The 22,381-nt window shown below is 37.1% G+C and carries 22 protein-coding genes and 1 pseudogene; 12 read left to right on the top strand and 11 right to left on the bottom strand.

Annotated features, from left to right (window positions below; translation table 11 throughout):
* Nucleotides 1-26 precede the first annotated feature (26 nt).
* On the top strand, nucleotides 27-1,169 hold the full coding sequence (locus BMY50_RS23575; protein WP_093330106.1) for an MFS transporter: 1,143 nt from the start codon (nucleotides 27-29) through the stop codon (nucleotides 1,167-1,169).
* A gap of 5 nt (nucleotides 1,170-1,174) precedes the next feature.
* On the opposite strand, the gene BMY50_RS23570 is transcribed toward BMY50_RS23575, so the two are convergent.
* On the bottom strand, nucleotides 1,175-2,194 hold the full coding sequence (locus tag BMY50_RS23570) for a WD40/YVTN/BNR-like repeat-containing protein (protein ID WP_093330100.1): 1,020 nt from the start codon (nucleotides 2,192-2,194) through the stop codon (nucleotides 1,175-1,177).
* A complete protein-coding gene (gene folP / locus BMY50_RS23565) occupies nucleotides 2,191-3,033 on the bottom strand; it encodes a dihydropteroate synthase (protein WP_093330097.1) in 843 nt (280 codons plus the stop codon). The genes BMY50_RS23570 and folP overlap by 4 nt, the downstream gene beginning before the upstream one ends.
* A 183-nt stretch (nucleotides 3,034-3,216) precedes the next feature.
* Here folP and BMY50_RS23560 point away from each other — a divergent pair, with 183 nt between their 5' ends.
* From BMY50_RS23560 to BMY50_RS23550, 3 genes are read left to right on the top strand one after another with little or no spacing between them, the layout of a single operon-like run.
* The gene (locus BMY50_RS23560) at nucleotides 3,217-3,801 is read left to right on the top strand and encodes a DUF1599 domain-containing protein (RefSeq protein WP_238383868.1); all 585 of its coding nucleotides are present in this window, start codon (nucleotides 3,217-3,219) and stop codon (nucleotides 3,799-3,801) included.
* Between the two features lie 2 nt (nucleotides 3,802-3,803).
* Nucleotides 3,804-4,988 (top strand): BT_3928 family protein, encoded by a 1,185-nt coding sequence (locus BMY50_RS23555; protein WP_093330094.1) that lies wholly within the window; start codon nucleotides 3,804-3,806, stop codon nucleotides 4,986-4,988.
* A 24-nt stretch (nucleotides 4,989-5,012) separates the two neighbouring features.
* Complete coding sequence (locus tag BMY50_RS23550) at nucleotides 5,013-5,525, top strand: shikimate kinase (RefSeq protein WP_093330091.1); 513 nt, start codon at nucleotides 5,013-5,015, stop codon at nucleotides 5,523-5,525.
* 3 nt (nucleotides 5,526-5,528) lie between these two features.
* Here BMY50_RS23550 and BMY50_RS23545 read toward each other — a convergent pair whose 3' ends face one another.
* Nucleotides 5,529-5,819: a DUF721 domain-containing protein gene (locus tag BMY50_RS23545; protein WP_093330087.1), complete on the bottom strand. Its 291-nt coding sequence runs from the start codon at nucleotides 5,817-5,819 to the stop codon at nucleotides 5,529-5,531.
* Nucleotides 5,803-6,930: a DNA replication/repair protein RecF gene (gene recF / locus BMY50_RS23540; protein ID WP_093330084.1), complete on the bottom strand. Its 1,128-nt coding sequence runs from the start codon at nucleotides 6,928-6,930 to the stop codon at nucleotides 5,803-5,805. The genes BMY50_RS23545 and recF overlap by 17 nt, the downstream gene beginning before the upstream one ends.
* Nucleotides 6,931-7,260: 330 nt before the next feature.
* Between recF and BMY50_RS23535 the strand changes: the two genes are divergently transcribed.
* The 4 genes from BMY50_RS23535 to ytxJ all read left to right on the top strand — a co-directional run bounded on the left by BMY50_RS23535 (nucleotide 7,261) and on the right by ytxJ (nucleotide 9,930).
* Nucleotides 7,261-7,914, top strand: coding sequence for a tetratricopeptide repeat protein (locus tag BMY50_RS23535; RefSeq protein ID WP_093330079.1), 654 nt, complete (start codon nucleotides 7,261-7,263; stop codon nucleotides 7,912-7,914).
* A gap of 13 nt (nucleotides 7,915-7,927) precedes the next feature.
* Complete coding sequence (ribH, locus tag BMY50_RS23530; RefSeq protein ID WP_093330076.1) at nucleotides 7,928-8,422, top strand: 6,7-dimethyl-8-ribityllumazine synthase; 495 nt, start codon at nucleotides 7,928-7,930, stop codon at nucleotides 8,420-8,422.
* Between the two features lie 412 nt (nucleotides 8,423-8,834).
* A complete protein-coding gene (locus BMY50_RS23525) occupies nucleotides 8,835-9,590 on the top strand; it encodes a hypothetical protein (protein ID WP_093330071.1) in 756 nt (251 codons plus the stop codon).
* A 7-nt stretch (nucleotides 9,591-9,597) separates the two neighbouring features.
* Nucleotides 9,598-9,930 carry a bacillithiol system redox-active protein YtxJ gene (gene ytxJ / locus BMY50_RS23520; RefSeq protein ID WP_093330066.1) on the top strand — a complete coding sequence of 111 codons (333 nt, stop codon included), beginning with the start codon at nucleotides 9,598-9,600 and terminating at the stop codon, nucleotides 9,928-9,930.
* On the opposite strand, the gene BMY50_RS23515 is transcribed toward ytxJ, so the two are convergent.
* Nucleotides 9,914-10,327 carry an OsmC family protein gene (locus BMY50_RS23515; RefSeq protein ID WP_093330062.1) on the bottom strand — a complete coding sequence of 138 codons (414 nt, stop codon included), beginning with the start codon at nucleotides 10,325-10,327 and terminating at the stop codon, nucleotides 9,914-9,916. The genes ytxJ and BMY50_RS23515 overlap by 17 nt on opposite strands.
* A 183-nt stretch (nucleotides 10,328-10,510) precedes the next feature.
* On the opposite strand from BMY50_RS23515, the gene lipA reads away from it, so the two are divergent.
* Nucleotides 10,511-11,392, top strand: coding sequence for a lipoyl synthase (lipA, locus tag BMY50_RS23510; RefSeq protein WP_093330058.1), 882 nt, complete (start codon nucleotides 10,511-10,513; stop codon nucleotides 11,390-11,392).
* Nucleotides 11,393-11,416: 24 nt separating this feature from the next.
* On the opposite strand, the gene BMY50_RS23505 is transcribed toward lipA, so the two are convergent.
* Both BMY50_RS23505 and BMY50_RS23500 read right to left on the bottom strand, forming a co-directional pair.
* Nucleotides 11,417-12,916 carry an NAD(P)H-hydrate dehydratase gene (locus tag BMY50_RS23505; protein WP_093330054.1) on the bottom strand — a complete coding sequence of 500 codons (1,500 nt, stop codon included), beginning with the start codon at nucleotides 12,914-12,916 and terminating at the stop codon, nucleotides 11,417-11,419.
* Nucleotides 12,917-12,991: 75 nt separating this feature from the next.
* Nucleotides 12,992-13,222: pseudogene (locus BMY50_RS23500) on the bottom strand (hypothetical protein); the annotation flags it as partial.
* A gap of 286 nt (nucleotides 13,223-13,508) precedes the next feature.
* Here BMY50_RS23500 and BMY50_RS23495 point away from each other — a divergent pair.
* Nucleotides 13,509-14,003 (top strand): cation:proton antiporter regulatory subunit, encoded by a 495-nt coding sequence (locus BMY50_RS23495; RefSeq protein WP_093330048.1) that lies wholly within the window; start codon nucleotides 13,509-13,511, stop codon nucleotides 14,001-14,003.
* Between the two features lie 31 nt (nucleotides 14,004-14,034).
* Nucleotides 14,035-15,312, top strand: a complete 1,278-nt coding sequence (locus BMY50_RS23490; RefSeq protein WP_093330038.1) for a cation:proton antiporter — start codon at nucleotides 14,035-14,037, stop codon at nucleotides 15,310-15,312.
* A gap of 26 nt (nucleotides 15,313-15,338) precedes the next feature.
* Here the strand turns inward: BMY50_RS23490 and BMY50_RS23485 are convergent, their stop codons facing one another.
* From BMY50_RS23485 to BMY50_RS23470, 4 genes are all read right to left on the bottom strand, one after another.
* Nucleotides 15,339-16,010 (bottom strand): MgtC/SapB family protein, encoded by a 672-nt coding sequence (locus tag BMY50_RS23485; protein ID WP_093330033.1) that lies wholly within the window; start codon nucleotides 16,008-16,010, stop codon nucleotides 15,339-15,341.
* Nucleotides 16,011-16,022: 12 nt separating this feature from the next.
* A complete protein-coding gene (locus tag BMY50_RS23480) occupies nucleotides 16,023-16,343 on the bottom strand; it encodes an iron-sulfur cluster assembly protein (protein WP_093330030.1) in 321 nt (106 codons plus the stop codon).
* A 31-nt stretch (nucleotides 16,344-16,374) separates the two neighbouring features.
* Nucleotides 16,375-19,209, bottom strand: coding sequence for an excinuclease ABC subunit UvrA (uvrA, locus tag BMY50_RS23475; RefSeq protein ID WP_093330026.1), 2,835 nt, complete (start codon nucleotides 19,207-19,209; stop codon nucleotides 16,375-16,377).
* 185 nt (nucleotides 19,210-19,394) lie between these two features.
* Nucleotides 19,395-20,165, bottom strand: a complete 771-nt coding sequence (locus BMY50_RS23470; protein ID WP_238383867.1) for a lytic transglycosylase domain-containing protein — start codon at nucleotides 20,163-20,165, stop codon at nucleotides 19,395-19,397.
* A 232-nt stretch (nucleotides 20,166-20,397) separates the two neighbouring features.
* On the opposite strand from BMY50_RS23470, the gene BMY50_RS23465 reads away from it, so the two are divergent.
* Nucleotides 20,398-21,801 carry a pseudouridine synthase gene (locus BMY50_RS23465; protein ID WP_093330017.1) on the top strand — a complete coding sequence of 468 codons (1,404 nt, stop codon included), beginning with the start codon at nucleotides 20,398-20,400 and terminating at the stop codon, nucleotides 21,799-21,801.
* Nucleotides 21,802-22,381 lie beyond the last annotated feature (580 nt).

The raw sequence follows: 22,381 nt of genomic DNA, 5'->3' as shown, positions 1-22,381 counted from the left end.
TTGACAGAGCTATTTATACCAATCTTATGAAACACCTTACGCTGTTTATGGCCGCGTGCTGCGGCCTGATCGTAGCTAATTTGTATTACTGTCAACCTCTTCTTCCGCTTATAGCCCGTGATTTTTCCATCAGCGAAACGGAAGCCGGTAGCATAACCTATATTACACAGCTGGGTTATGCCGCCGGGCTACTGCTCTTTGTTCCCTTGGGAGATCTTTTAGAAAAGAGACAGCAAATTATTATTACAACAACCATTTCGGTAGTTGCGTTATTAGGTGCTGCTTTTACCAAGTCGTTCTTACTTATGCAAATATTGTGTTTTTTAATAGGGCTTTTCTCCATCGTTCCGCAGTTGATTATTCCTTTAGCAGCAGGACTGGCTTCTGATGAAAGAAGAGGTAATGTAATTGGGATAGTTATGGGTGGTTTACTGATCGGGATTGTTTCTTCCAGATCATTGAGCGGTTATATAGGTTATGCATTTGGTTGGAGACAAATGTATTTTACAGCGGCTACCATATGTTTTATTATAGTGTTAATGATACAGCGTATTTTTCCGGAAAGCAAACCCTCTTACAAAGGCAGTTATAAAGATTTAATGTTTTCCGTTCTTCATTATATAAAAAGCTTTCCGCAACTAAGAATGGCTTCTTTAAGTAATGCGTTATCATTTGCTACTATAAGCGCCTTTTGGGTAACAATGGTACTTTTCTTGTCATCTCCCCCCTTTGAATATAATACGGTACAGATTGGCTTATTCGGTATCATTGGTGCCTCGGGAGCGCTTGCTGCACCCCTTGTGGGAAAGAATAGTAGTGGAAGTCTTGCGGTAGTAAAGAAAATTTCATTAGTAGGATTATTCCTACAATTACTAGGATATATTGGTTTTTACTTTACCGGCAGCAGCATTTTTTTATTAATTATCGGCATTATATTAATTGATATAGGCCATCAGGCTTTACAAATCAGTAATCAAACGCTTATTTATTCGTTAAAACCAGAAGCTAGAAATCGTTTTAATACCGTTTTCATGACATCCACATTCATCGGAGGAGCCATCGGCTCAGCAATTGGCATTCTTCTATTCCACTTAGGCGGCTGGTCTTTCGTATGTCTTGGTGCCAGCATATTAATAGTAATAAATGCACTCGTTAACGCCAAGCGATAGTTTACTTACTTTTTAAGCAACCTGTAGATTTCCCCTTTTTCACCTGCAAAGAGCACCAGTTTACCTGTTTCTGAAGCCCTTACAACATTAAAGCCCTTTTCTGCGAGCGCTTTCCAAGTTTGCCCGCCATCAAGCGAAATGTCGGTGCCCGACGTTCCCGTAGCTATCACTGTATTGTTGGTAATATATTCAACACATGATTTAAACCCTGAAAGTCGTGTTTTAGGCACTGTCCAATTTGTTCCATTTCCGGAAAGATGGATTACATTATTATTGTTTTTAAAATTTTTATAATCCCCTCCAACTGCTATCAATTGCTTTTCGGAATTAATAGCAATAGAAAAAACTCCCTGAGATGCTTCCCCCTGTTCAATAGGAACCTTGTAGCCATTCCAGGTCTGTCCATAGTTATAGGAAAATAAAAGACGCGCCTGTGTTCCGCCGGTCCCAATCCATACAAGCCCATCTCCTTCTGTTCGTATACTGGTGCCACTTGCCGCAAAACCCGCCTCCCCACCTTTCAGCTGAACATTTGCTTGGTCACTTAAGTCGTGCCAGTTTTCACCTCCATCTTCGGTAACAAGTAATTGGAGTTTACCTCCTATTGGATCTCCAAATATAATTCCGTTCTTATCATCCCAAAAACTTATTCCATCGTAAAAAATTTCTTTTATATCATAACTATGTACTTTCTGCCAAGATTCACCGCCATCCACGGTGAGAAGAACAACAGCCGGACTTCCAGCGTTTACAATAATTGCCCTTTTCTCTGAAAACGCAGCAATAGATCGAAAGTCAAATGTCTCATAACCTTTCACTTTAATTAATTTCCAATTTTCTCCCCCATCTGATGTTACAGCGATATTGCCATGGTTTCCGGAAATCCAGGCGACAGAATCGTTTAGTAGAGACATTCCCCTGAAGCTCACTTCTCCTTCTGTCTGCAATTTCACTAATGTAAAATCCTGTGCTTTTAAAGGTGACGCTAGATATAATAAGAACAAACTAAGCAAATAAATTTTCATATATTACTAAATTCAATCATTGTTGTTTTTTGCACTAATTTCCTCACTTCATTGGCTGCTTTCACATCGTGTACACGTATAATATTTACGCCTTTCGTTAGCAGTAGTGTATTTAAAACAGTTGTACCATTAAGTGCCTCCATAGGCGAATTTCCTAAGAATTTATAAATCATTGATTTCCTGGAAAGCGCTCCCAAAATAGGTAAGCCCAAAATTTTCAATTCTTCAATTCTATTTAATAATTCATAATTTTGATCCAACGTTTTAGCAAAGCCAAATCCCGGATCAATAATAATGTCTTTTACATCTAATGCTCTTAAAAGCGTAACCTTTTCTATTAAATCAACTAAAATTTCTTTAATCAAATCCCTGTAATCCGTTTGCCGCTGCATCGTTTTTGGTGTTCCACGACTATGCATCAAGATGTACGGGACTTTTAATTTCGCCACCGTGGCAAACATTTGCTCATCGAGATTACCACCTCCAATGTCATTAATTATATGCGCTCCAGATCGAATGGCTTCCTCCGCCACCCGAGCCCTGAATGTGTCTACTGAAATGACAGCTTCAGGAAAATTGCCAGCTATTTGTTCTATCAGCGGCAAAAGCCGATCTAATTCTTCTTGAGCACTCACTTCTGCCGCCCCAGGCCTAGATGAATACCCACCTATATCAATGATATCTGCACCTTCTTCCATCATTGTGCCCACCTGCTTAAGCGCTCCTTTTATCTCCGAATACTTTCCTCCATCGTAGAAAGAGTCGGGAGTGACATTCAAAATACCCATTATCTTAGGCATATCAAAACCCAACAGGTCACCTTTTATATTTTGCAACATAGTCAAAATTATACCCCCTTAGGGATGAGAGCTTAAAATCAATGTTATTTTCCTCACAAACTTAGAAAAAATGCCTTTATCATGCAATTTACATAAATACCATGTTTTTTAACTTTCAACTGTATAAATAATTCGAAATAGGAAAATTTTATATTAGGTTTGCACTAGCTCTTGCCCATAACTATGAAGACAAATGGAGAAAATATGATAAATACCGCTGAAGAATACGATACAATTATTACGCAATGTCAAAATCTATTTTTAAAAAAGGCAGCTGATTATGGCACAGCATGGCGCATTATGCGTTTACCATCTATCACTGATCAAATTTTCATTAAAGCCCAACGTATAAGAACAATTGAGGAAAATAAAATTTCGCTAGTAGCAGATGATATCCCTTCCGAATATATTGGAATCATCAACTACTGTATCATTGCAATGATTCAACTTGAGCTACCCGCAGATGCCAGTGAAAACTTACCGATTAATACCGTAAAGGCTTTATATGACCAATATGTTAAAGAAACAAAAGAGCTGATGCTTTCAAAAAATCATGACTATGGAGAGGCATGGAGAGATTTGCGTATAAATTCTTTAACGGATCTCATATTGATGAAAATTTTTAGAGTAAAACAGATAGAAGATAATAGCGGCAAAACGTTGGCATCTGAAGGAGTAAAGGCAAATTATCAAGATATGCTAAACTATGCAGTATTCGCGCTCATTAAATTGACCTACCCTATTAGTGAAGAAGCTGAAAACAGTTAATTATGCAAATAGACAAGTTAAAATCTGATAAGAGGAATTATTTGTTGCATATCGCTCGCATTTTTGTGGGTATTCTTTTTATTTTTTCTGGCCTTATAAAAGCTAATGACCCGATGGGCTTTGGGTATAAGCTACAGGAGTATTTTGATGTATTTCATCTACCTTTCCTCCATAACTATGCTGTTGCAATCGCTGTAATATTATGTAGCTTGGAGATAGTACTCGGAATCCTTCTATTACTCGGTCTATATGGCAGGAAGGTGGCAGCGGGGCTTCTGATACTTATTGTATTTTTCACCTTTTTAACTTTTTATTCTGCTTTTTTCAACGTTGTTACTTCTTGTGGTTGTTTCGGTGACGCCATTCCGCTTACACCCTGGCAATCCTTCAGTAAAGATGTTTTCTTACTTCTTTTAATCGGCGTTATATTCTTTTACAGAAAGGACATATATCCGCTTTTCACTAATGAGATTAACCAAATACTAACCCTTGCTGCTACTATCGTGCTAAGTTTGGGAATTGGTATCTATACCTATAACTTCTCTCCTTTCGTTGATTTTCTTCCATATAAAATAGGTAATAACCTCCCCTCTTTGATGCATGTTCCAAAAGGGGCTCCTTTAGACGAATATGAGATTACTTACACATTAAAAAATAAAAAGACCGGGAAATCAGAAAAAGTAACAGATAAAGAGTATCTAGCAAAGGAACTGTGGAAAGATGAGCAGATGGAAATTGTAGGAGATCCTGAAAGCAGGCTTGTTAAGGCAGGCTACAACGCCCCTATCAAAGACCTACATATAACTGATGCACAAGGAGTTGAACAGACAAAAGAAATAATAGAAAATCCTTATTTCAATTTGATCTTTGTAGCTTACGACCTGAACAGCACAAATATAACTGCTTTAGAGAAGTTAAATAATATCGCGAAGCAGGCAACGGAAGAATATAATATTCGTGTGGTATTGCTTACAGCAAGTGCAGCACAAACTGTTGAAGAAATAAATAACCAAATGACTTTATACGCAGAAGTATTTTACACAGATGCTGTTCCTCTAAAAAGCATGGTAAGGGCAAACCCAGGTATTTTGCTGTTAAAAAACGGAACTGTTATAAATAAATGGCACTACCACACCTTCCCTAAATTTGAAGTGCTTGCCCGCGATTATTTCAACCAATTAGACTAAAACTATCCATAAAGTAAGACAAACATGTTAACTAGACATATTTTTTTGATAGGATTTATGGGTGTAGGGAAAACTACCAATGGAAAGAAATTAGCTGATTTGCTTAACAGTAATTTTATTGACTTAGATGATCTATTTGTAACGCAAGAAGGTATTTCAATCTCGGAATATTTTGGTACGCACGGTGAAGAAAATTTCCGACAGAAGGAAAAAGAGATTCTCCAGAATTTGCACAAAATAGCTCCTGCTGTAATTGCAACGGGGGGAGGAGCTCCATGTTTTTTTGACAACATGGAATGGATGAATCAAAATGGCATTACCATCTACCTGCAAATACCGCCAAAAGCATTGGCTAAGAGATTGGCAAATAGCAAAAAAAGTAAAAGACCATTGATACAGCACTTAAATGAAGATGAAATATTGACTTTCATAAACGATAAAATGATGTATAGACACCCGTTTTATGCAAAGGCACATCACCACGTCAATGTTATTGATTTAGATTTACAGCAGCTTGTATTGACGTTAGGACTATAGCATTTATAATATTACAATATCTTCTATTACAACGCGACCTACAAATTCATTCATTTTCCCAATAATCTGTGTTCTCATTAGTAATAGTTCATTTTTAATAACGGCCGATTCAACACGAACAAATAATTTTTTATCCCTTATAAATAGTTGCTTCGTTCGATTGGAAATTGCCTGCCCCATTAATTCTGGCCAGGCGGCTAACAATGCCGTTTCATCAAATTTACGTCGTAACTTTAAAGCATCCAAATATTGATTAATGGCTTCCTTTAATGTTTTATCATTTGTCCTGCCCATGATACATCAGTGGTGATATTATTTCTCCGTTTGAAACTTCAAAGATACGTACATCTATCTGAATACTTTTAAAAGTGTTTTCAACACGCTGCAAATTAGTGTCGGTAATAAAAATTTGGCCAAAATCCTCTCTGGAAACCATCTGCATTAACTTAGTAGTTCGCTTATCATCTAATTTATCAAAAATATCATCTAATAAAAGCAAAGGTTTAAACCCTTTTTCTAAAGACAGGAAACTATATTGCGCTAATTTCAATGCGATTAAAAAGGATTTTTGCTGCCCCTGCGAACCAAATTTTTTTAAAGGCATGTCATGGATAGAAAAAAGCAGATCATCTTTATGTATACCTACAGTTGTTCTTTCAAGTATCTTGTCCTTTGCTAGGGAGTCTTTCAAAAGTTGAATAAAACTGTTATTTAATAATTGGGACTCATAAGTTAAGGTCACAAATTCCTTATCATCGGTTAAATACTGATAATGTTGATTAAATATTTCAACAAATTTCTTCATGAAAACTTTCCGTTTTTCAAATATTTTTTCCCCGATCGTTACAAGTTGTTCATTATATATATTCAAAAGATCATCATCCAATTTACTACTATGCCCATATTGCTTTAGTAGGCTATTTCTACTTTGCAGACATTTATTATATGAAATAAGATCATCAAGATAATGATTGTCTGTTTGTGAAATGACGTTATCAACAAATCGGCGCCTTTCTTCACTTCCATCTGTCACAATTACGGAGTCATTTGGAGAAATCATAACTAAAGGATAAGCACCAATATGATCTGCTAATCGCTGATAATCTTTCTTATTCTTCTTGAATTGTTTTTTTTGATTTCGTTTTAAGCCACAGGCAAGAAGATCATCCTGATTATTTTTTTCAAAAACACCTTGCACCATAAAAAATTCAGCGCCGTGCTTTATTTGCTGGGAATCAACAGGGTTAAAATAGCTCTTACATAATGACAGGTAATGCAAGGCATCTAATATATTTGTTTTTCCAGCACCATTATCGCCCGTAAATGCGTTAACACCCGAATCAAAAGAGATGGATGCTTCATCATAATTTTTGAAATTTATAACTGTCAATTCTTTAACCCACATAGATCACAAAGGTAAAGAAAGCTTTCCGCTATTCGAAGAGATATAGATTGACATCTATAGTTAAGTAGTTAAATGGTGAAGTAGTTAAGTGGTTGCAGCGACAACTGCAAGAGCAAAGATGTTCTGACAGCCTGTCATATTGAGCAGGATGATTCATCACGCTGTCGGCAGACTCACAACTGACAACTCGCAATTCACAACTAAATAACTAAAATCAACTTATAACTATTACATAAATCTTTTACCTTTCTCTCTTGTATGTAAACATTAAAACTGTATTTTTGCAATCTTAAATAAAAACTGGAAAATTCAAATTAACCAAAAGGTAACGTGAGCGTTAATAACACTAAAAGCAGCGGAACAGGTAGTTTCATCCGCGACAATCAAAAAAGCCTTGCATTTATTGCAATAGGTATCGTAGTTTTAATTTTATTATACGTTGGATACCAACGCTTCTATCTCGCCCCAAGAGCAGAAAGAGCCTCAAATGAAATGTTTAAGGCAGAAGAATATATTATGATTGATTCTCTTCAAAAACGTGCAGTTGATGGAGATGGATCTTATCCTGGGTTCAAAGAAATAGCGCAGGAATACTCCAATACCAAATCAGCTAATATAGCAAATGCTTATTTAGGAGGACTTTATTTACGTCAAGGCAAATTTCAAGAAGCAGTTGATGCATTATCTAAATACAGTGACACTGGAAGTCCGGTTATAGACCCTTTAGTGATCGGATTGTTAGGAGATGCTTATTCTGAATTAAAAGACTACAAAAAAGCAGCAGATCAATATAAGAAAGCTGCCAGCAAAAGTGACAATTCATTTACTGCCCCTCTATTTCTAAAAAAATTAGGGCTCGTTTATGAAGCACAGAATGATTACAAATCAGCGAATGAAAATTATCAAAAAATCAAAAAAGACTATCCTCAAAGCTATGAGGCCTCTATTATTGATGGATATATTGCGCGCACAGACGCACGCTAATCGCTCTTAAAATATGGCTACTAATCTTAAAAATCTTTCTGATTTTTCCCATATCACAGTTGGCTCCGCTGTTGACTTACATATTACAATTGTTGTAGCTCAATGGAATGCCCAGGTGACAGCCCCCCTTCTTGAAGGTGCCTATAACTATCTTCTAAAACAAGGAGCTTTAGAAGAGAATATCCAAGTAGTTCAAGTTCCCGGAAGTTATGAGTTGAGTTCTGGGGCAGACATTGTTTTACGGAATAAACAGATAGATGCTGTTATCTGCATAGGCTGTGTTATCCAAGGCGATACACCACACTTCACATTCATCTGCGATGCAGTAGCCAATGGAGTAACGAATGTGTCGTTAAAATATAATAAGCCCGTAATTTTTGGTGTATTGACTACCAATACACTTGAACAAGCATTGGAAAGAGCTGGAGGCAAACATGGCAACAAGGGGGAAGAGGCCGCGGTAACGGCTATTCAAATGGCACATATCAGCAATAGTATAAAGGCTTAGCTAGGTTTAGTTATTATATAATTTGGTATTTACTGTTTTTTAGGGTATGTTTACTTTGCCTTATGTTTTCTTAGGACCGCGTAAGACAGACGAATGAAGTTAATAAGGCACAGTCCTTAAAAACAAATTATACGCTAATGAAAAATTTGTCAATATATTTTATAGCAGCAATTATAAGTTTATTTCTGCTTCAAAGTTGCTCACGGAAAACCTGCCCTGCGTACAACTCTTATCCAAAAGCTAAGAGGCTCCGATAGCTAAATCCGAAATTTTAAAGACTGACATAAAAAACAATTAATTGTATTAGTTGTTTTCCTGTAGCGCGTTAAAACTTAACATTCAATCATGTCGCTACATTAATCATAACGCGATATACAATATGAAGAATTAAGCGTATTTAATAACAAGAAAAATGTTTATCCAAAATATAAAAAAATCTAGTTATTTACTCTTCTTTTTATTTTCCACTCTTTTTACTAATCCAGTGTTCTCTCAAGATAAAGCTGAGGTGGTGAGCTTAATTTGGCAAGGTATAGGCGGAAAACAAAGCTGGGATGAAGCTCGTTACTTTATGTTTAGTTGTAAGACAGGCATACATCAAATAATTCCAGGAGAACATTCCTATATTTGGGATAGAGTCAATGGTAATTGCAGATTTGAAGGAACAAACGGTTTGCAAGGAAAGGTGCTAGCACTTTTTAACACGGAGAGCAGAGAAGGAAAAATATTTGTAAATAACAAAGCTATTACAGACCGAGACTCTGCAAAGACATTATTAGAACCCATTATTAACTCTTTTTATAGTGATTCCTTCTGGCTATTTCCATCAAAAAATCTTGCTGATCCATCGCAATTGGTTTTAAGAGACCAAGAACTTATAGGAAATGCACGCTATTATGTGGTAGAAATTCAATTAAGGAACAAAAAATATGGGGAGTATTCCTCAAAACTGTTTATAGATACGAATACAGGTCGCGTTTATCAGTGGCAAGCATTATCTGATGATGGGAACATCCTGTATAATTTTTTAACATCAGGCTTCAAGGATGTCGGAGGTGGCCTTATGCTCGCAACTGCTTTAGTGGATCAGAAAACAGGGACAACAATAAACTACCCCATAGTTTCAGCACTTATTAATGTAGAAGAAGATAAATTTATTAAACCGTAGTTTTAGAATGAAGTGGTTAGAACTTAAAACCCTTGAAGACTTGGAATCTATTTCCAATTCGATTGATTATACCGTAATATTTAAACACAGCACTCGTTGTCCTGTAAGTAGCATGGCAAAAAAGCAGTTTGAATTTGAATCAACCTTAATTCCTCGAGATACACCTGTTTACCTGTTAGACTTAATTAAGCATCGGGAAATATCCAATAAGATTGCGGATAAATGGCAAATACGACATGAATCTCCTCAAGTATTACTAATAAAAGGATCAGCATGCGTTTATCATGAATCACATAACGAAATCGAAGTAGCCAAGGTGGTCACTAGGATGACCAGTTAAAAACAATTACTTTTTTAATATCGGGATGTAGGCTTAAATATACTGGACAAGTTTCTGCTGCCGTTTGTAACAGCCTCTTTTCTTGGTCTGTATAAGCTGTTCCCTTTGGAAAATAGAACTGCACGTGGATTTCTGCAATTTTACGCGGGTTAGATTGCATGATCTTCGTTGTGTCAACGCGAACACCTTCTAAAATAATATGATGTGCGTTAGCTGAAATCCCCATAATGGTAAGCATACAACTCGTTAGAGAGCTTGCCAATAAGTCTGTTGGTGAAAAGGCTTCCCCCTTCCCTTGATTGTCCAAAGGTGCATCTGTAATTATTCTTGTTTGAGACTGGATATGTTTCGCCTCCGTACGTAAATCGCCCAAGTAGTGGGTTTCAATGGTAGTCATATATGAATTATAATAAAAGTGTAATAAGTGCTCTTCAAATTCGCTGTCTAAAAAACAAAGAAGTCCTTCTTTTCGGCTAAATTAAGAAATTGGAACACAATTTTCGTTAATCCGCGATTTTTTAAGATCGTTGGGAAGCGCTACAGCATTGCAGATCAACACAATTTTATCTAAGTTTGTATTATGATTGAATTACCTGTTATTCCTGCTAATCAAATGCAACGCAAACCCGATTGGTTACGTGTTAAGTTACCTGTTGGCAAAGAATATAAACATGTTCGGGGTTTAGTTGATGAACATAAACTTCATACTATCTGTGAGAGCGGGAATTGCCCAAATATGGGTGAGTGCTGGGGAGCGGGAACTGCCACTTTCATGATTCTTGGTAATATCTGCACGCGATCGTGTTCTTTTTGTGCTGTTGCAACGGGTAGGCCAAAAGCTGTAGAAGTAGACGAGCCGATGCGTGTTGCTACATCTGTGAAGCTCATGCAAGTAAAACATTGTGTTATTACCTCTGTGGATAGAGATGATCTGAAAGATGGTGGTTCTACAATATGGGCAGAAACAATAAATGCCATTCGGAAAGAGAGTCCGGAAACAACGCTTGAGACCCTTATTCCTGATTTTAAAGGCAATTGGGAGAACCTAGATCGCGTATTAGCCGTTAAACCAGAAGTGGTTTCACATAATTTAGAAACGGTAAGAAGGCTTACTAAAGAAGTGCGTATACAAGCTAAATATGACAGAAGCTTGGAGTGTTTGCGTAGAATATCGGCGGCCGGACTTAGAACGAAATCGGGCATCATGCTTGGCTTCGGTGAGACGGAGGCAGATGTCATTGAAGCAATGCAAGACCTTTATAATGTAGGCGTTCATATTCTTACACTCGGTCAATATTTACAGCCCACTAAGGCCCATCACCCTGTAGTTGAATGGATTACACCTGAACAATTTAAGCATTATCAACAAATAGGCTTAAACATGGGTTTTAAATATGTTGAAAGTGGCCCATTAGTGCGGTCATCATATCACGCAGAAAAGCATCTTTTTGATATGCAATAAGTGAAAACAATCTGATTTAAAATATTATAACGTAAAATCCCCGATCACTTTGGGGATTTTCTGTATTAGCATAGTAGGAGGAATCACAGCCATCCCTTCTTCTGCCAATAAATCGCCCGCTTTGCCATGTAAAAAGCAAGCAAGCATAGCTGCTTCTTCAGCTGCATAACCTTGAGCTAATAAAGATCCTATCATTCCACACAACACGTCCCCCATACCACCACTTGCCATCCCAGGATTACCTGTCGGATTAATGATAACTTTTCCATTTGGCATGGCTATAAATGTATATCTATTTTTAAGAACAATAATAATCTGCCTCTTCACGGCATTTTCTCTTGCTTTTGCCGTTCTTTCCCACCAGTTTTTACTGCTTCCAAACAACCGATCAAACTCTTTCATATGTGGAGTAATAATTGTTCCCGGTTTTAATTGCTCAAATAGTTCTCCCTCTTGAGCAAGTATGTTCAATGCATCAGCATCTATTACCGTCGAGGTAATCTTACTATTAAGTAATAATCTCAGATATTTTTTTTCATCTTCTCCTACACCTAAACCCGGACCTACAGCTAACGCAGCATATTTTTCTAAATTCCGTATGCTAGGTAATTGCTCCCTTTCTAATGCCATAGCTTCTGGTAGTCTTGTATTTAAAGCACTCAAACCGCTAGGAGGTATACAAAGTGATGTTAAACCGGAGCCGGTATATAAACTTGCCTCAGCACTTAACAACGCAGCTCCCATGGTGTTAATATTTCCTGCGAATATTAGGCAATGTCCAAAAGTACCTTTATGATTAAATGGGCTCCTTTTTATAAGCGCTGACCTAATATCATCTTCGGTAATTTCAAAAAAGTCAGTTTTAAGTGCTGATATATACGTTTCGTCCAAGCCAATATCAACCGTATGGAAATACCTTAAAGATTTTGCGGACTCAGGAAAAAAAAAGCTCAGCTTCGGCCTTTGAAAACTAATTACGTCTCTTGCAAAGATGGATTCCGTTTCTACCATGATATTTCCGTCTGCAGGCATACCCGAAGGAATATCAACAGATATTACTTGTTTACCAGAAGCATTTATATGTCTCACAAGATTCAATAGAGCACCTTCTAACGGTTTATTAAGCCCAGATCCTAAAAGTGCATCGATGACAATAGCTGCTTCAATAGCCTCGAAATTATCCGTATTAGCTAATTCATTCACATGAATCGGGATTTCCGACAGTCGTTGAAAATTTACCTTAAAATCATCAGTTCTACTTCCGTTGAAGTCAGCTATCCAAACCCTTATATTGGAATAACCGTACTCATAAAGTAGTCGACTTATAGCTAAGCCATCCCCACCGTTATTCCCCGGTCCACAGCAGATCAAAACACTTATGCGCTGATCAGAAAATAAAGAGATAAACTTTTGCACAAAGGCTTGTGATGCTCTTTCCATCAAATCAATAGTCGAAACGGGTTCATTTGCTATTGTAAAACGATCTGCCTCCCGTGTTTGGCTTACGGTCATTATGTTTCTCATGATGAAAGTTAAAAAGAAAAAGGGCAAGGTGCAAATGCACCTCACCCTTGTAACAAATGTTAGACAAATTAGTTCTTAAACCGGCTTTGCTACCCCTCTTAATGCCTTGGCAGCTTCTACCATGGCTTCCAACGCCGCCTTTGTTTCTAGCCATGCTCTCGTTTTTAAACCACAATCTGGATTAACCCATAATTGCTTGTAATCAAGTACCGATTTGGCTTTTTCAATTAAGTTGACCATTTCGTCCTTGCTTGGAACACGCGGAGAATGTATATCATATACGCCAGGACCAATGTCATTCGGATATGATAGGAAAATGTTTACAGTTGCGCGACAGCCCGTGATTTACACACGGTTCCTTATTAATTCTCGTTAAGAGAAACCTTTATGCGCTCAATCTGAGTAATTGTTATTAACAAGTGACCCCAAACCTAAGATAATTTTAGTAACTTTGCAATTCATTTGTAAAAGTATTTCATTAACTAATTAAGTTAGTTAATGCACCAAAAACTTATCGGGCAAATACTTCTACGTCATAAAAAGTTCAAAAATATAAGGCAAATGCCTATTTATAAATTAAATCAGGATTAAAATGTCTATCGTTAGGGAAAGTGATTTACCTGGTATAGGTAAAAAATACCAAATTGAAACTGGTGCTGGTGACAATATGGTAGTGGTCATCCATGATGACGGTAACCGTGAATTGTACCGTTTAGATGAAGAGGAAAATGAATCGAAATGTGTGATGACCTTAAACGACGAAGAATCGCGCCAAATAGCTGGTATCATTGGCGGTCTATCCTATAAGCCAAAGGCCTTGGAAACTATGGAACTTGCCGTTAATGATTTAGTTATCGAATGGTACAAAGTGGAAGACAAAACTGTTATCAACCAGCAAACAATCGGTCAACTAGGTGTAAGACAAAAGACAGGTGCTTCTATCATTGCAGCTATTAAAGACGACGATAGTGTCATCAATCCAGGCCCTGAATACCTCATCACACCTGGCACAACACTGGTAGTTGCCGGTAAACGCAGCAATATAAAATCGCTTAAAGAACTATTAAGGAGTTATCAAACTGTTTAAGTAAAGCTAAACTTAAAACCAATGTGAATATATGCATACAGAAACCCTCATTTTAGAAATCGGAATTGCTGTTGGACTCGTTGCTTTAGTAGGGATAATAGCCAATAAACTCCGTTTTTCTGTTATACCTTTTTTTATTCTAATTGGTATGGCGCTGGGGGATCATGCACCACAAATAGGGATAATAGACTTACAATTCACTGAAAGCAAACCCTTTATAGATTTCATGGGCAGACTAGGTGTGCTCTTTCTACTTTTCTATCTTGGTTTGGAGTTTTCAGTCGGGCGCCTCATCAAATCAGGTAAATCTATTGTATCTGGTGGCTCTATTTACGTCATATTAAATTTTGTTTCAGGCTTACTTATAGGGTGGCTTATGAATCTGCCTTTTGCGGAAATGATGATTCTTTGCGGGATTATGACCAGCTCTTCCACAGCTATTGTTGCAAAAGTCTTAACTGATTTAAAAAGAACGGCTAATCCGGAAACAGAAGTAATTATGGGCATGATTATGTTTGATGATTTATTTATCGCCATGCATATTTCTTTCTTGTCAGGTTTAGTACTAACTGGTGGAGGCTCCTTTTGGACGGTAGCAGGTACTTCTCTCCTGGCTTTAGGTTTTATACTCATATTTCTAATTTTAGGAAGAAAACTAGTTCCTTTTATCGACAAAATATTAAGTGTAAAATCTTCTGAAATCTTCATATTAATCATTTTTGGCTTATTATTTCTGGTGGCTGGATTTTCGGAAACTATTCACGTTGCGGAGGCGATTGGTGCTTTAATGGCCGGCTTAGTCTTAGCAGATTCGCAATATATTAAACGAATTGAGCAAATAGTTTCACCTTATAAAGATTATTTCGGAGCAATGTTCTTCTTCAGTTTTGGTCTTTCTATTGACCCCTTTTCACTCAGCGGAGCAATAATGTGGGGCGCTATTGCGGCATTAGTAACTATTATAGGAAATCTTGCTTCTGGTTATTTTGCTTCGAGATTTGCAGGTTTAAAGAAAAAAACATCTTTTGATATAGGATTTACATTATCAGCACGCGGAGAATTCTCTATCATCATGGCAAATATAGGTAAGGCCGGCGGATTAAATCCTATTATCCAATCTTTTGTTGTTGTATATGTTTTAATTTTAGCTATTATAGCCCCTATACTGACAAAAGAATCCAGAAATATTTGGCATGGAATATTCGGTGGAGGCTTGTATGCTAAAGATAAACAACCAGTAAAAACCTTGGAAGCCTTGGAGGCCAATAGTAAAAATTCTTCGAAGGTTGATGTTGATGGTAATAATTAATTGAATATTATTTCGTGATTTATTTACTACTTACTCCAAGAAATATCTTTAATAGCCGAGTGGTTTTTAATCTTCTCCAATACTTGCATAATATTATCGGCATCTTTGCCGTCAAATTTCAATTCAACTGTCGTTTCATTAGAAGCTTTATGATAGCTAAAATTAGCTAATTTTATTTCTGCCATGTTAAACCATTCGTCTAATAAGGACATTGGATTTACCTTATCTTCAAGAGTCAATTTTAATGTTCGCTGGGTATATCTTTGTACAAATCTCTTTTCGATTGGCTGCAATGCCCACAAAATAATCAATGCAAAAGCTGTGGTTATAGACGCCGCAAAATACATTCCACCACCACAAGCCAACCCCACACCCGCAACTGTCCACAGACCTGATGCTGTAGTTAAACCACGCACAATACCTTGTCGTAACAATATGATTGTCCCAGCACCTAAAAAGCCTATTCCACTTACTACTTGAGCTGCAATTCGAGAAGGATCTAAGGTTACGTGGTCCATATTTAAAACATCCGCAAAACCAAATGAAGAAACCATCATCATTAAGGAAGATCCTAAACATACCATCATATGCGTACGCATCCCCGCTGTCCAATTTTTACGCTCGCGTTCTATCCCCACTATCGCACCCAGAATAGCTGCGAGTATCAATCTTAAAACAATCTCTTTGTGAGAAAGCATAATTAAAGACAATTACATAAAACCCAATTCCAATCGCGCTTCATCGGTCATCATGCTTTTATCCCATTTTGGGTCAAATGTTAATTCAACTAGCGCATTTTTCACACCATCCACTTCTGCTACTTTTCGTTGCACTTCATCCAATAACTCTCCCGCGACAGGACACGCTGGGGCCGTTAGTGTCATAATAACTTTTGCAGTACCATCCTCTTTCGTAATAATTTCATATATCAACCCCAATTCACAGATGTTAACAGGAATTTCCGGATCGAAAACCGTTTCCAATTTCTCTTTAATTTTATCTGCTATACCTAATTTATCTAGTACGATCATTTTCTTCTATTTTAGATTAAACAAACAATAGCTATGCACTTAACTCTTCCTTCAAAAATCTAACTGTTTCCCCCTTCTTAGTTTTTATCATCTCTTCCGGAGTTCCGCTAAATAATACCTGCCCACCTGCTGCACCACCTTCAGGTCCAAGGTCGATAATCCAATCCGCAACCTTAATGACATCCAGATTATGTTCTATTACCAACACCGTATTTCCTCTATCCACCAGTCTATTTAATACCCCTAAAAGAACATGTACATCTTCAAAATGAAGGCCTGTAGTGGGCTCATCTAAAATATAAAAGGTGTTTCCAGTATCTTTTTTCGAAAGCTCTGTCGCTAATTTAACTCGTTGCGCTTCTCCACCCGACAGTGTGACAGACGACTGCCCCAACGTAATATACCCTAAACCAACGTCTTGCAGGGTTTTAATTTTTCTGTAGATGGCTGGAATTGATTCAAAAAAGGGAACTGCCTCATCTATACTCATATCCAGTACATCACTGATAGACTTTCCCTTGTATCTAACTTCCAGCGTTTCTCTATTATATCGTTTTCCATTACATGCTTCGCAAGGCACCTGTACATCGGGCAAAAAATTCATTTCAATTACTTTCATACCCGCTCCTTGACAAACTTCACATCTACCACCTTTTACATTAAAAGAAAACCTTCCAGGCTTATACCCTCTTATCTTAGCCTCAGGTAATTGAACGTATAACGTTCTGATATCAGAAAATACTCCCGTATAAGTAGAAGGGTTGGATCGAGGCGTTCTGCCAATAGGTGTTTGATCAATTTCTATAACCTTATCAATATGCTCTAATCCTTCCATCTTTCTATAAGGCATAGGTGTTTTCTTTGCTCTAAAAAAATGATGATTTAATATCGGATATAATGTCTCCGTGATTAAGGTAGACTTCCCACTACCAGATACCCCCGTAACAGTAATAAGCTTGCCCAATGGAAATTCAACAGAAACATTTTTCAGATTGTTGCCCGTTGCTTTGTCTAGCTTTAACTTTAAGCCATTTCCATCTCTTCTGATTTTAGGAATAGCAATTTCCTTTTGACCATTTAGATAGGCGGCAGTCAATGTTTGAGATTTTTTTATTTGAGAAGGTGTTCCATGTGCCACTATCGTACCGCCATTTAACCCAGCCGCTGGTCCCATGTCTATTACATAATCTGCTTCTAGAATCATGTCTTTATCATGTTCTACTACCAAGACGGAGTTGCCAATGTCCCTCAAATGTTTCAATGCATTAATTAAACGTTCATTATCTCGTTGATGAAGGCCAATACTGGGTTCATCCAAAATATACAATACATTTACTAATTGTGATCCAATTTGTGTGGCTAGCCTAATGCGCTGTGCTTCGCCACCGGAGAGCGTTTTCGCTGTTCTATCTAATGTAAGGTACCCTAAACCCACATTAAGTAAAAAGCTCAAACGATTTCTAATTTCTTTAAGAATTTCTTCAGCTATAATATTCTGACGTTCGTTTAGCTTTTCCTGCAGATTTTCGAACCAAGCAGTCAGGGCTACAATATCCATTGAAGAAAGATCAAAAATATTCCTGTCCGCCAGTTTAAAATGTAAGGATTCTTTCTTTAATCTGGCACCACCACAACTTGGACATGTTTTCATGGCTCGGAATAGCTCCATATCATCGCCTTTTCTCTCGGATTGTTCCTCTAGCAGTTTAAATAAACCATCAAAGGTTATCTTATACTCTTTCACATTCCACTTATTGTAAGCAACAGGAACCGTAATGAGGTCGGGTGCACCATTAAGTAAGATATCCAGCTGCTCTTCTGAAAGAGCTTCTAAAGGTGATGATAGGGAAAAATCGTATTTTTTGGCAATAGCCTTTAATTGTTGAAATGTCCAATTATCTTTATATTCACCTAATGGCGCCAATCCGCCTTTTAACACGCTTAGCGTTGGATCCGGTATAACTGACTTCTTATCTATTTCATACACATAGCCTAAACCGTCGCACTTTTCGCAGGCTCCATAAGGCGAGTTAAAGGAGAATGTGTTTGGTTGAGGTTCGTCATAGGATATTCCACTTTCCGGGTCCATTAAATATCGACTAAAAAAATATTCATTGTTATCCTTGTCACTAATCTTTATTATCCCTTTAGCAGCTTTCATTGCTTGCTGTACAGAAGTCTGCAATCGTTTCTTATCTTTATCTGAAACCAATATACGATCTATCACCACTTCAATATCGTGAATCTTATAGCGGTCTACCTGCATTTTAGGTGTCAGATCTAAAATCTCCCCGTCTACCCTTACTTTGACATATCCTTGTTTTCGAACCTGCTCAAAAAGTTCTCTATAATGTCCTTTACGGCCTTTAATTAAAGGAGCTAAGATATTTATAGGTTGGTTTACAAACTGCATGATGATACGGTCTATTATTTGATCCTCCGACATTCGTTCCATTCTCTTACCATTGACGTAGGAAAAGGCCTCTCCTACACGTGCATAAAGTAAGCGCATAAAATCGTAAATCTCTGTAATAGTACCAACAGTTGATCGTGGATTTTTACTAGTTGTTTTTTGTTCAATTGCAATAACCGGACTCAAACCCGCGATCTTATCTACATCTGGGCGTTCCATTCCGCCCATAAACTGCCTGCTATAAGCACTGAATGTTTCCATGTAACGCCTTTGCCCTTCAGCATAAATGGTATCAAATGCTAAAGAAGATTTTCCACTTCCACTTAAACCAGTTATAACAACCAATTCATTCCTTGGAATGATAACATCTATATTTCTAAGGTTATGTACCCTAGCTCCATATACTTCAAGTTCGTTTTGCTCTCCTAAATCTGGTGTATTACTGCTCTTCATGTACACAAATGAAATAATGACTATATTGGTTGTAAAATTTGCATCCAATAAGGATATACAAAATTACATATATTTATGGTATAATGGCTGTTAGTTGTCAAAACAAAGCAATCATTATATTACAAATAACGGGGGCCGCATACTATGCGGCCCCCGTTATTTGTAATATCAAAGCTACCAAATGACTACATTCTACTCAGTTCTTCCGTATCATCATTCTTTAATGCTAGTTTACGATCTGGAACGTTTTTAAGTTTGTAGCCATATTGCTTAGGATTTTCAATAATTTCTTTTGTCGAAATAAGTTTATAAACGTAATTTCCTGTTTCCTTATTAAGCTTGAGTTTATAATAATCGCCCTGTTTTTGATTTCGGATAGTTTTTCTTAAGCTTCCACCGCCAACATTATAGGCCGCGGCAACTAAAGTCCAGTTACCAAAATCTTTGTACAATACTTTCAAGTATTTACAAGCGGCTATTGTCGACTTTATCACATCTTGACGCTCATCGATAGATCCGTTGACCTTTAATCCAAAAGCACGAGCTGTTGAAGGCATAAATTGCCACATCCCCGAGGCGCCTCTATGTGAAGTACCTTCTATTAACCCACTCTCTACAAGTGGCAAATATTTAAAATCATCCGGGATACCATACTGCTCTAGAATCGGTTCAATTTTCGGGAACCAAGAGGTAGCATTCTTATGTAATTTGTGTGTTTTAAGCCCTGCAAATGAATACGCTTTTAATGACCGTCTAATCTTCTTCTTTACACTTTCATCCTCACTTGGGAGATATTCATCGGCAAAATTTAAAGTTGAAAATATTGTCTTTTTCTTTGCAATATTGTCAACACTTAGTGCATTGGTTGGAATGGCATTTTTAATATTCCTCTCAATTGGAGTACTGTATAAAAACATCTTTGATAAAACCAAAGTTACCAAAACTACCATGCACATGCATAGGTGTTTTTTTATCATTCGTTACCTTTCTGTTTTGGTCATGCAAAAAAGCGATTGCAAATATAGAAATTATTTCCTTACATTCCAAACACTTACAAAAAGACACTTGTAAAATTCAATTTTTATTAGTAATATATATGTCTCATTTTTTGTTAAAATTCACTTCGTTTATACTTAAATACACATTATTTTAAGTAACTTTGCATAATATTTACGCACTAAAAAAATTATGCCATTTAGCAACAAAAGGAACAGTCGAGACGACAAATCCGGCAAGTCAAAACAGTCGTTTTCGGCTAAAAGTTTTGATAAAAAAAATCAAAAATTTGACAAAAAAGAAGGCACGGCGTTCGGTCATAAAAGACGGGATAATAATGTAGATCAAGACAAACCCTACAATAAATTCGGGAAGAAAAGTTGGACCAATAAAGGGAATGAAATATCCGATTCTACAGATAACAAGTATCAAACGAAGGAAGACGGTAAAGCTTTTGGCCAAAGAAGTCGAAATAATCAAGGTGAAAATAAACCATACGATAGATCGAAAAGAGTTTGGGAAGAAAGAGATAATAAAAAACCTACTTTTAAAAATAGCAAATACCAAGGAAAAGAAGACGACAAGTCATTCGGTCAAAAGAGATGGAATAACGAAGAGCGAGAACGATCTTTTGACAGGCCAAAGAAGACCTGGAACGATAAAGAAAATAAACCCTCTGATTTCAGGCCTAATAAATACAAGACACAAGAAGGGGGGCTATCATTTGACCGAAAAAGACGGAGTGACAGTGTCAATACAGACAAACCCTACGGCAGACCATTAACAAAGAGCTGGAAAGAGAAGGATAGCGAGAAAAAAGGGACTGGCGATCGTTTTAAAACTAACACACAACGTTTTTCTAAGGAACGCGAAGACAATGGTTTAGTACGCTTAAATAGATACATAGCTAATTCAGGTATATGCTCTCGTCGTAAGGCTGATGAACTCATTCAAGCGGGTGTTGTTACCGTCAACGGAATTGTTGTTACAGAGCTTGGAGTGAAAGTGGACACCACAAAGGACGAAATTCGTTATAATGGCGAGAAACTTAAACGAGAAAAAATGGTTTATGTATTATTAAATAAACCAAAAGATTATATCACAACCACGGATGATCCTCAAGAAAGACGTACTGTCATGCATCTTGTGGAGAAAGCATCAAAGGAAAGAATTTATCCAGTAGGTCGCCTAGATCGCAATACAACGGGCCTTTTACTCCTTACTAATGATGGCAACCTGGCAGAGAAACTCTCTCATCCCAGAAACAGCATAATGAAAATTTATCAAATTGAGTTAAATAAAAACTTAACTCAAGGAGATCTAAATAAAATATCTTATGGCTTAGAATTAGAGGACGGATTCATTAAGCCCGATGAAGTTACCTATGTACAAGGAGCAAGTAAACGTGAAATAGGTATACAGATACATAGTGGAAAGAATAGGATTGTACGTCGTATATTTGAATCACTAGGATATGATGTAGTAAAACTTGATCGTGTTATATATGCTAATCTAACTAAAAAGGATCTTCCTAGAGGCCGTTGGAGGTATTTAGAAGAGAAGGAAATTGTTCAATTAAAACATTTCATCAAATAGAAGCAAACATTATTAAATAAATTACATTAAAAAAAATGCCTCCAAAAGTAAATGCTATTGGGGGCATTTTTATATCAGAAAAGTTAATTATATTACGATATGCTAGTTAGCTATAAAAGATCGTCGAGAAACCAGCTTTAAATCGTATAACCATTCTAGTGCAAGAAAGAACTCAAGATAGCTTTAAATGATATTTTAAATAGAATATTTTTCTATATAAGGAGTATGTCTTCTTTCGAACTAATTCATAGCAATATACCCGAGGAAGAATATGCCGGTATTGCTGAAGGCTGGGACGGGGTATACCTGGCTTCCCTGACCGATTTCTTTAAAGAAGATTAAGACAGCAGCATCTTTCCCTTCCCTGTTCCACCACTCCCTTTTGTTTTAGTGCCGGGACCGCTCTCTGCGTGCACATCCCCGTCGGGATCTCCTCACTTATTTAAGATAGCACAGATTATCCAGTAGCGGCCGGGAAAGCATATGTGCAGGGATATTTTTACAGAAGAAGGGAAGGTGTTCCGCACCGGTTATAACAAAAAAAGGGCCGCACAGCAGTGCTGTACGGCCCAGTAAAAGG

Origin of the sequence: Olivibacter domesticus, from assembly GCF_900109575.1 — a bacterium.
In the GTDB taxonomy this organism is placed as follows: domain Bacteria; phylum Bacteroidota; class Bacteroidia; order Sphingobacteriales; family Sphingobacteriaceae; genus Olivibacter; species Olivibacter domesticus.
The sequence above is the reverse complement of the archived record's forward strand: the minus strand, read 5'-3'. Positions and strand labels throughout refer to the sequence as shown.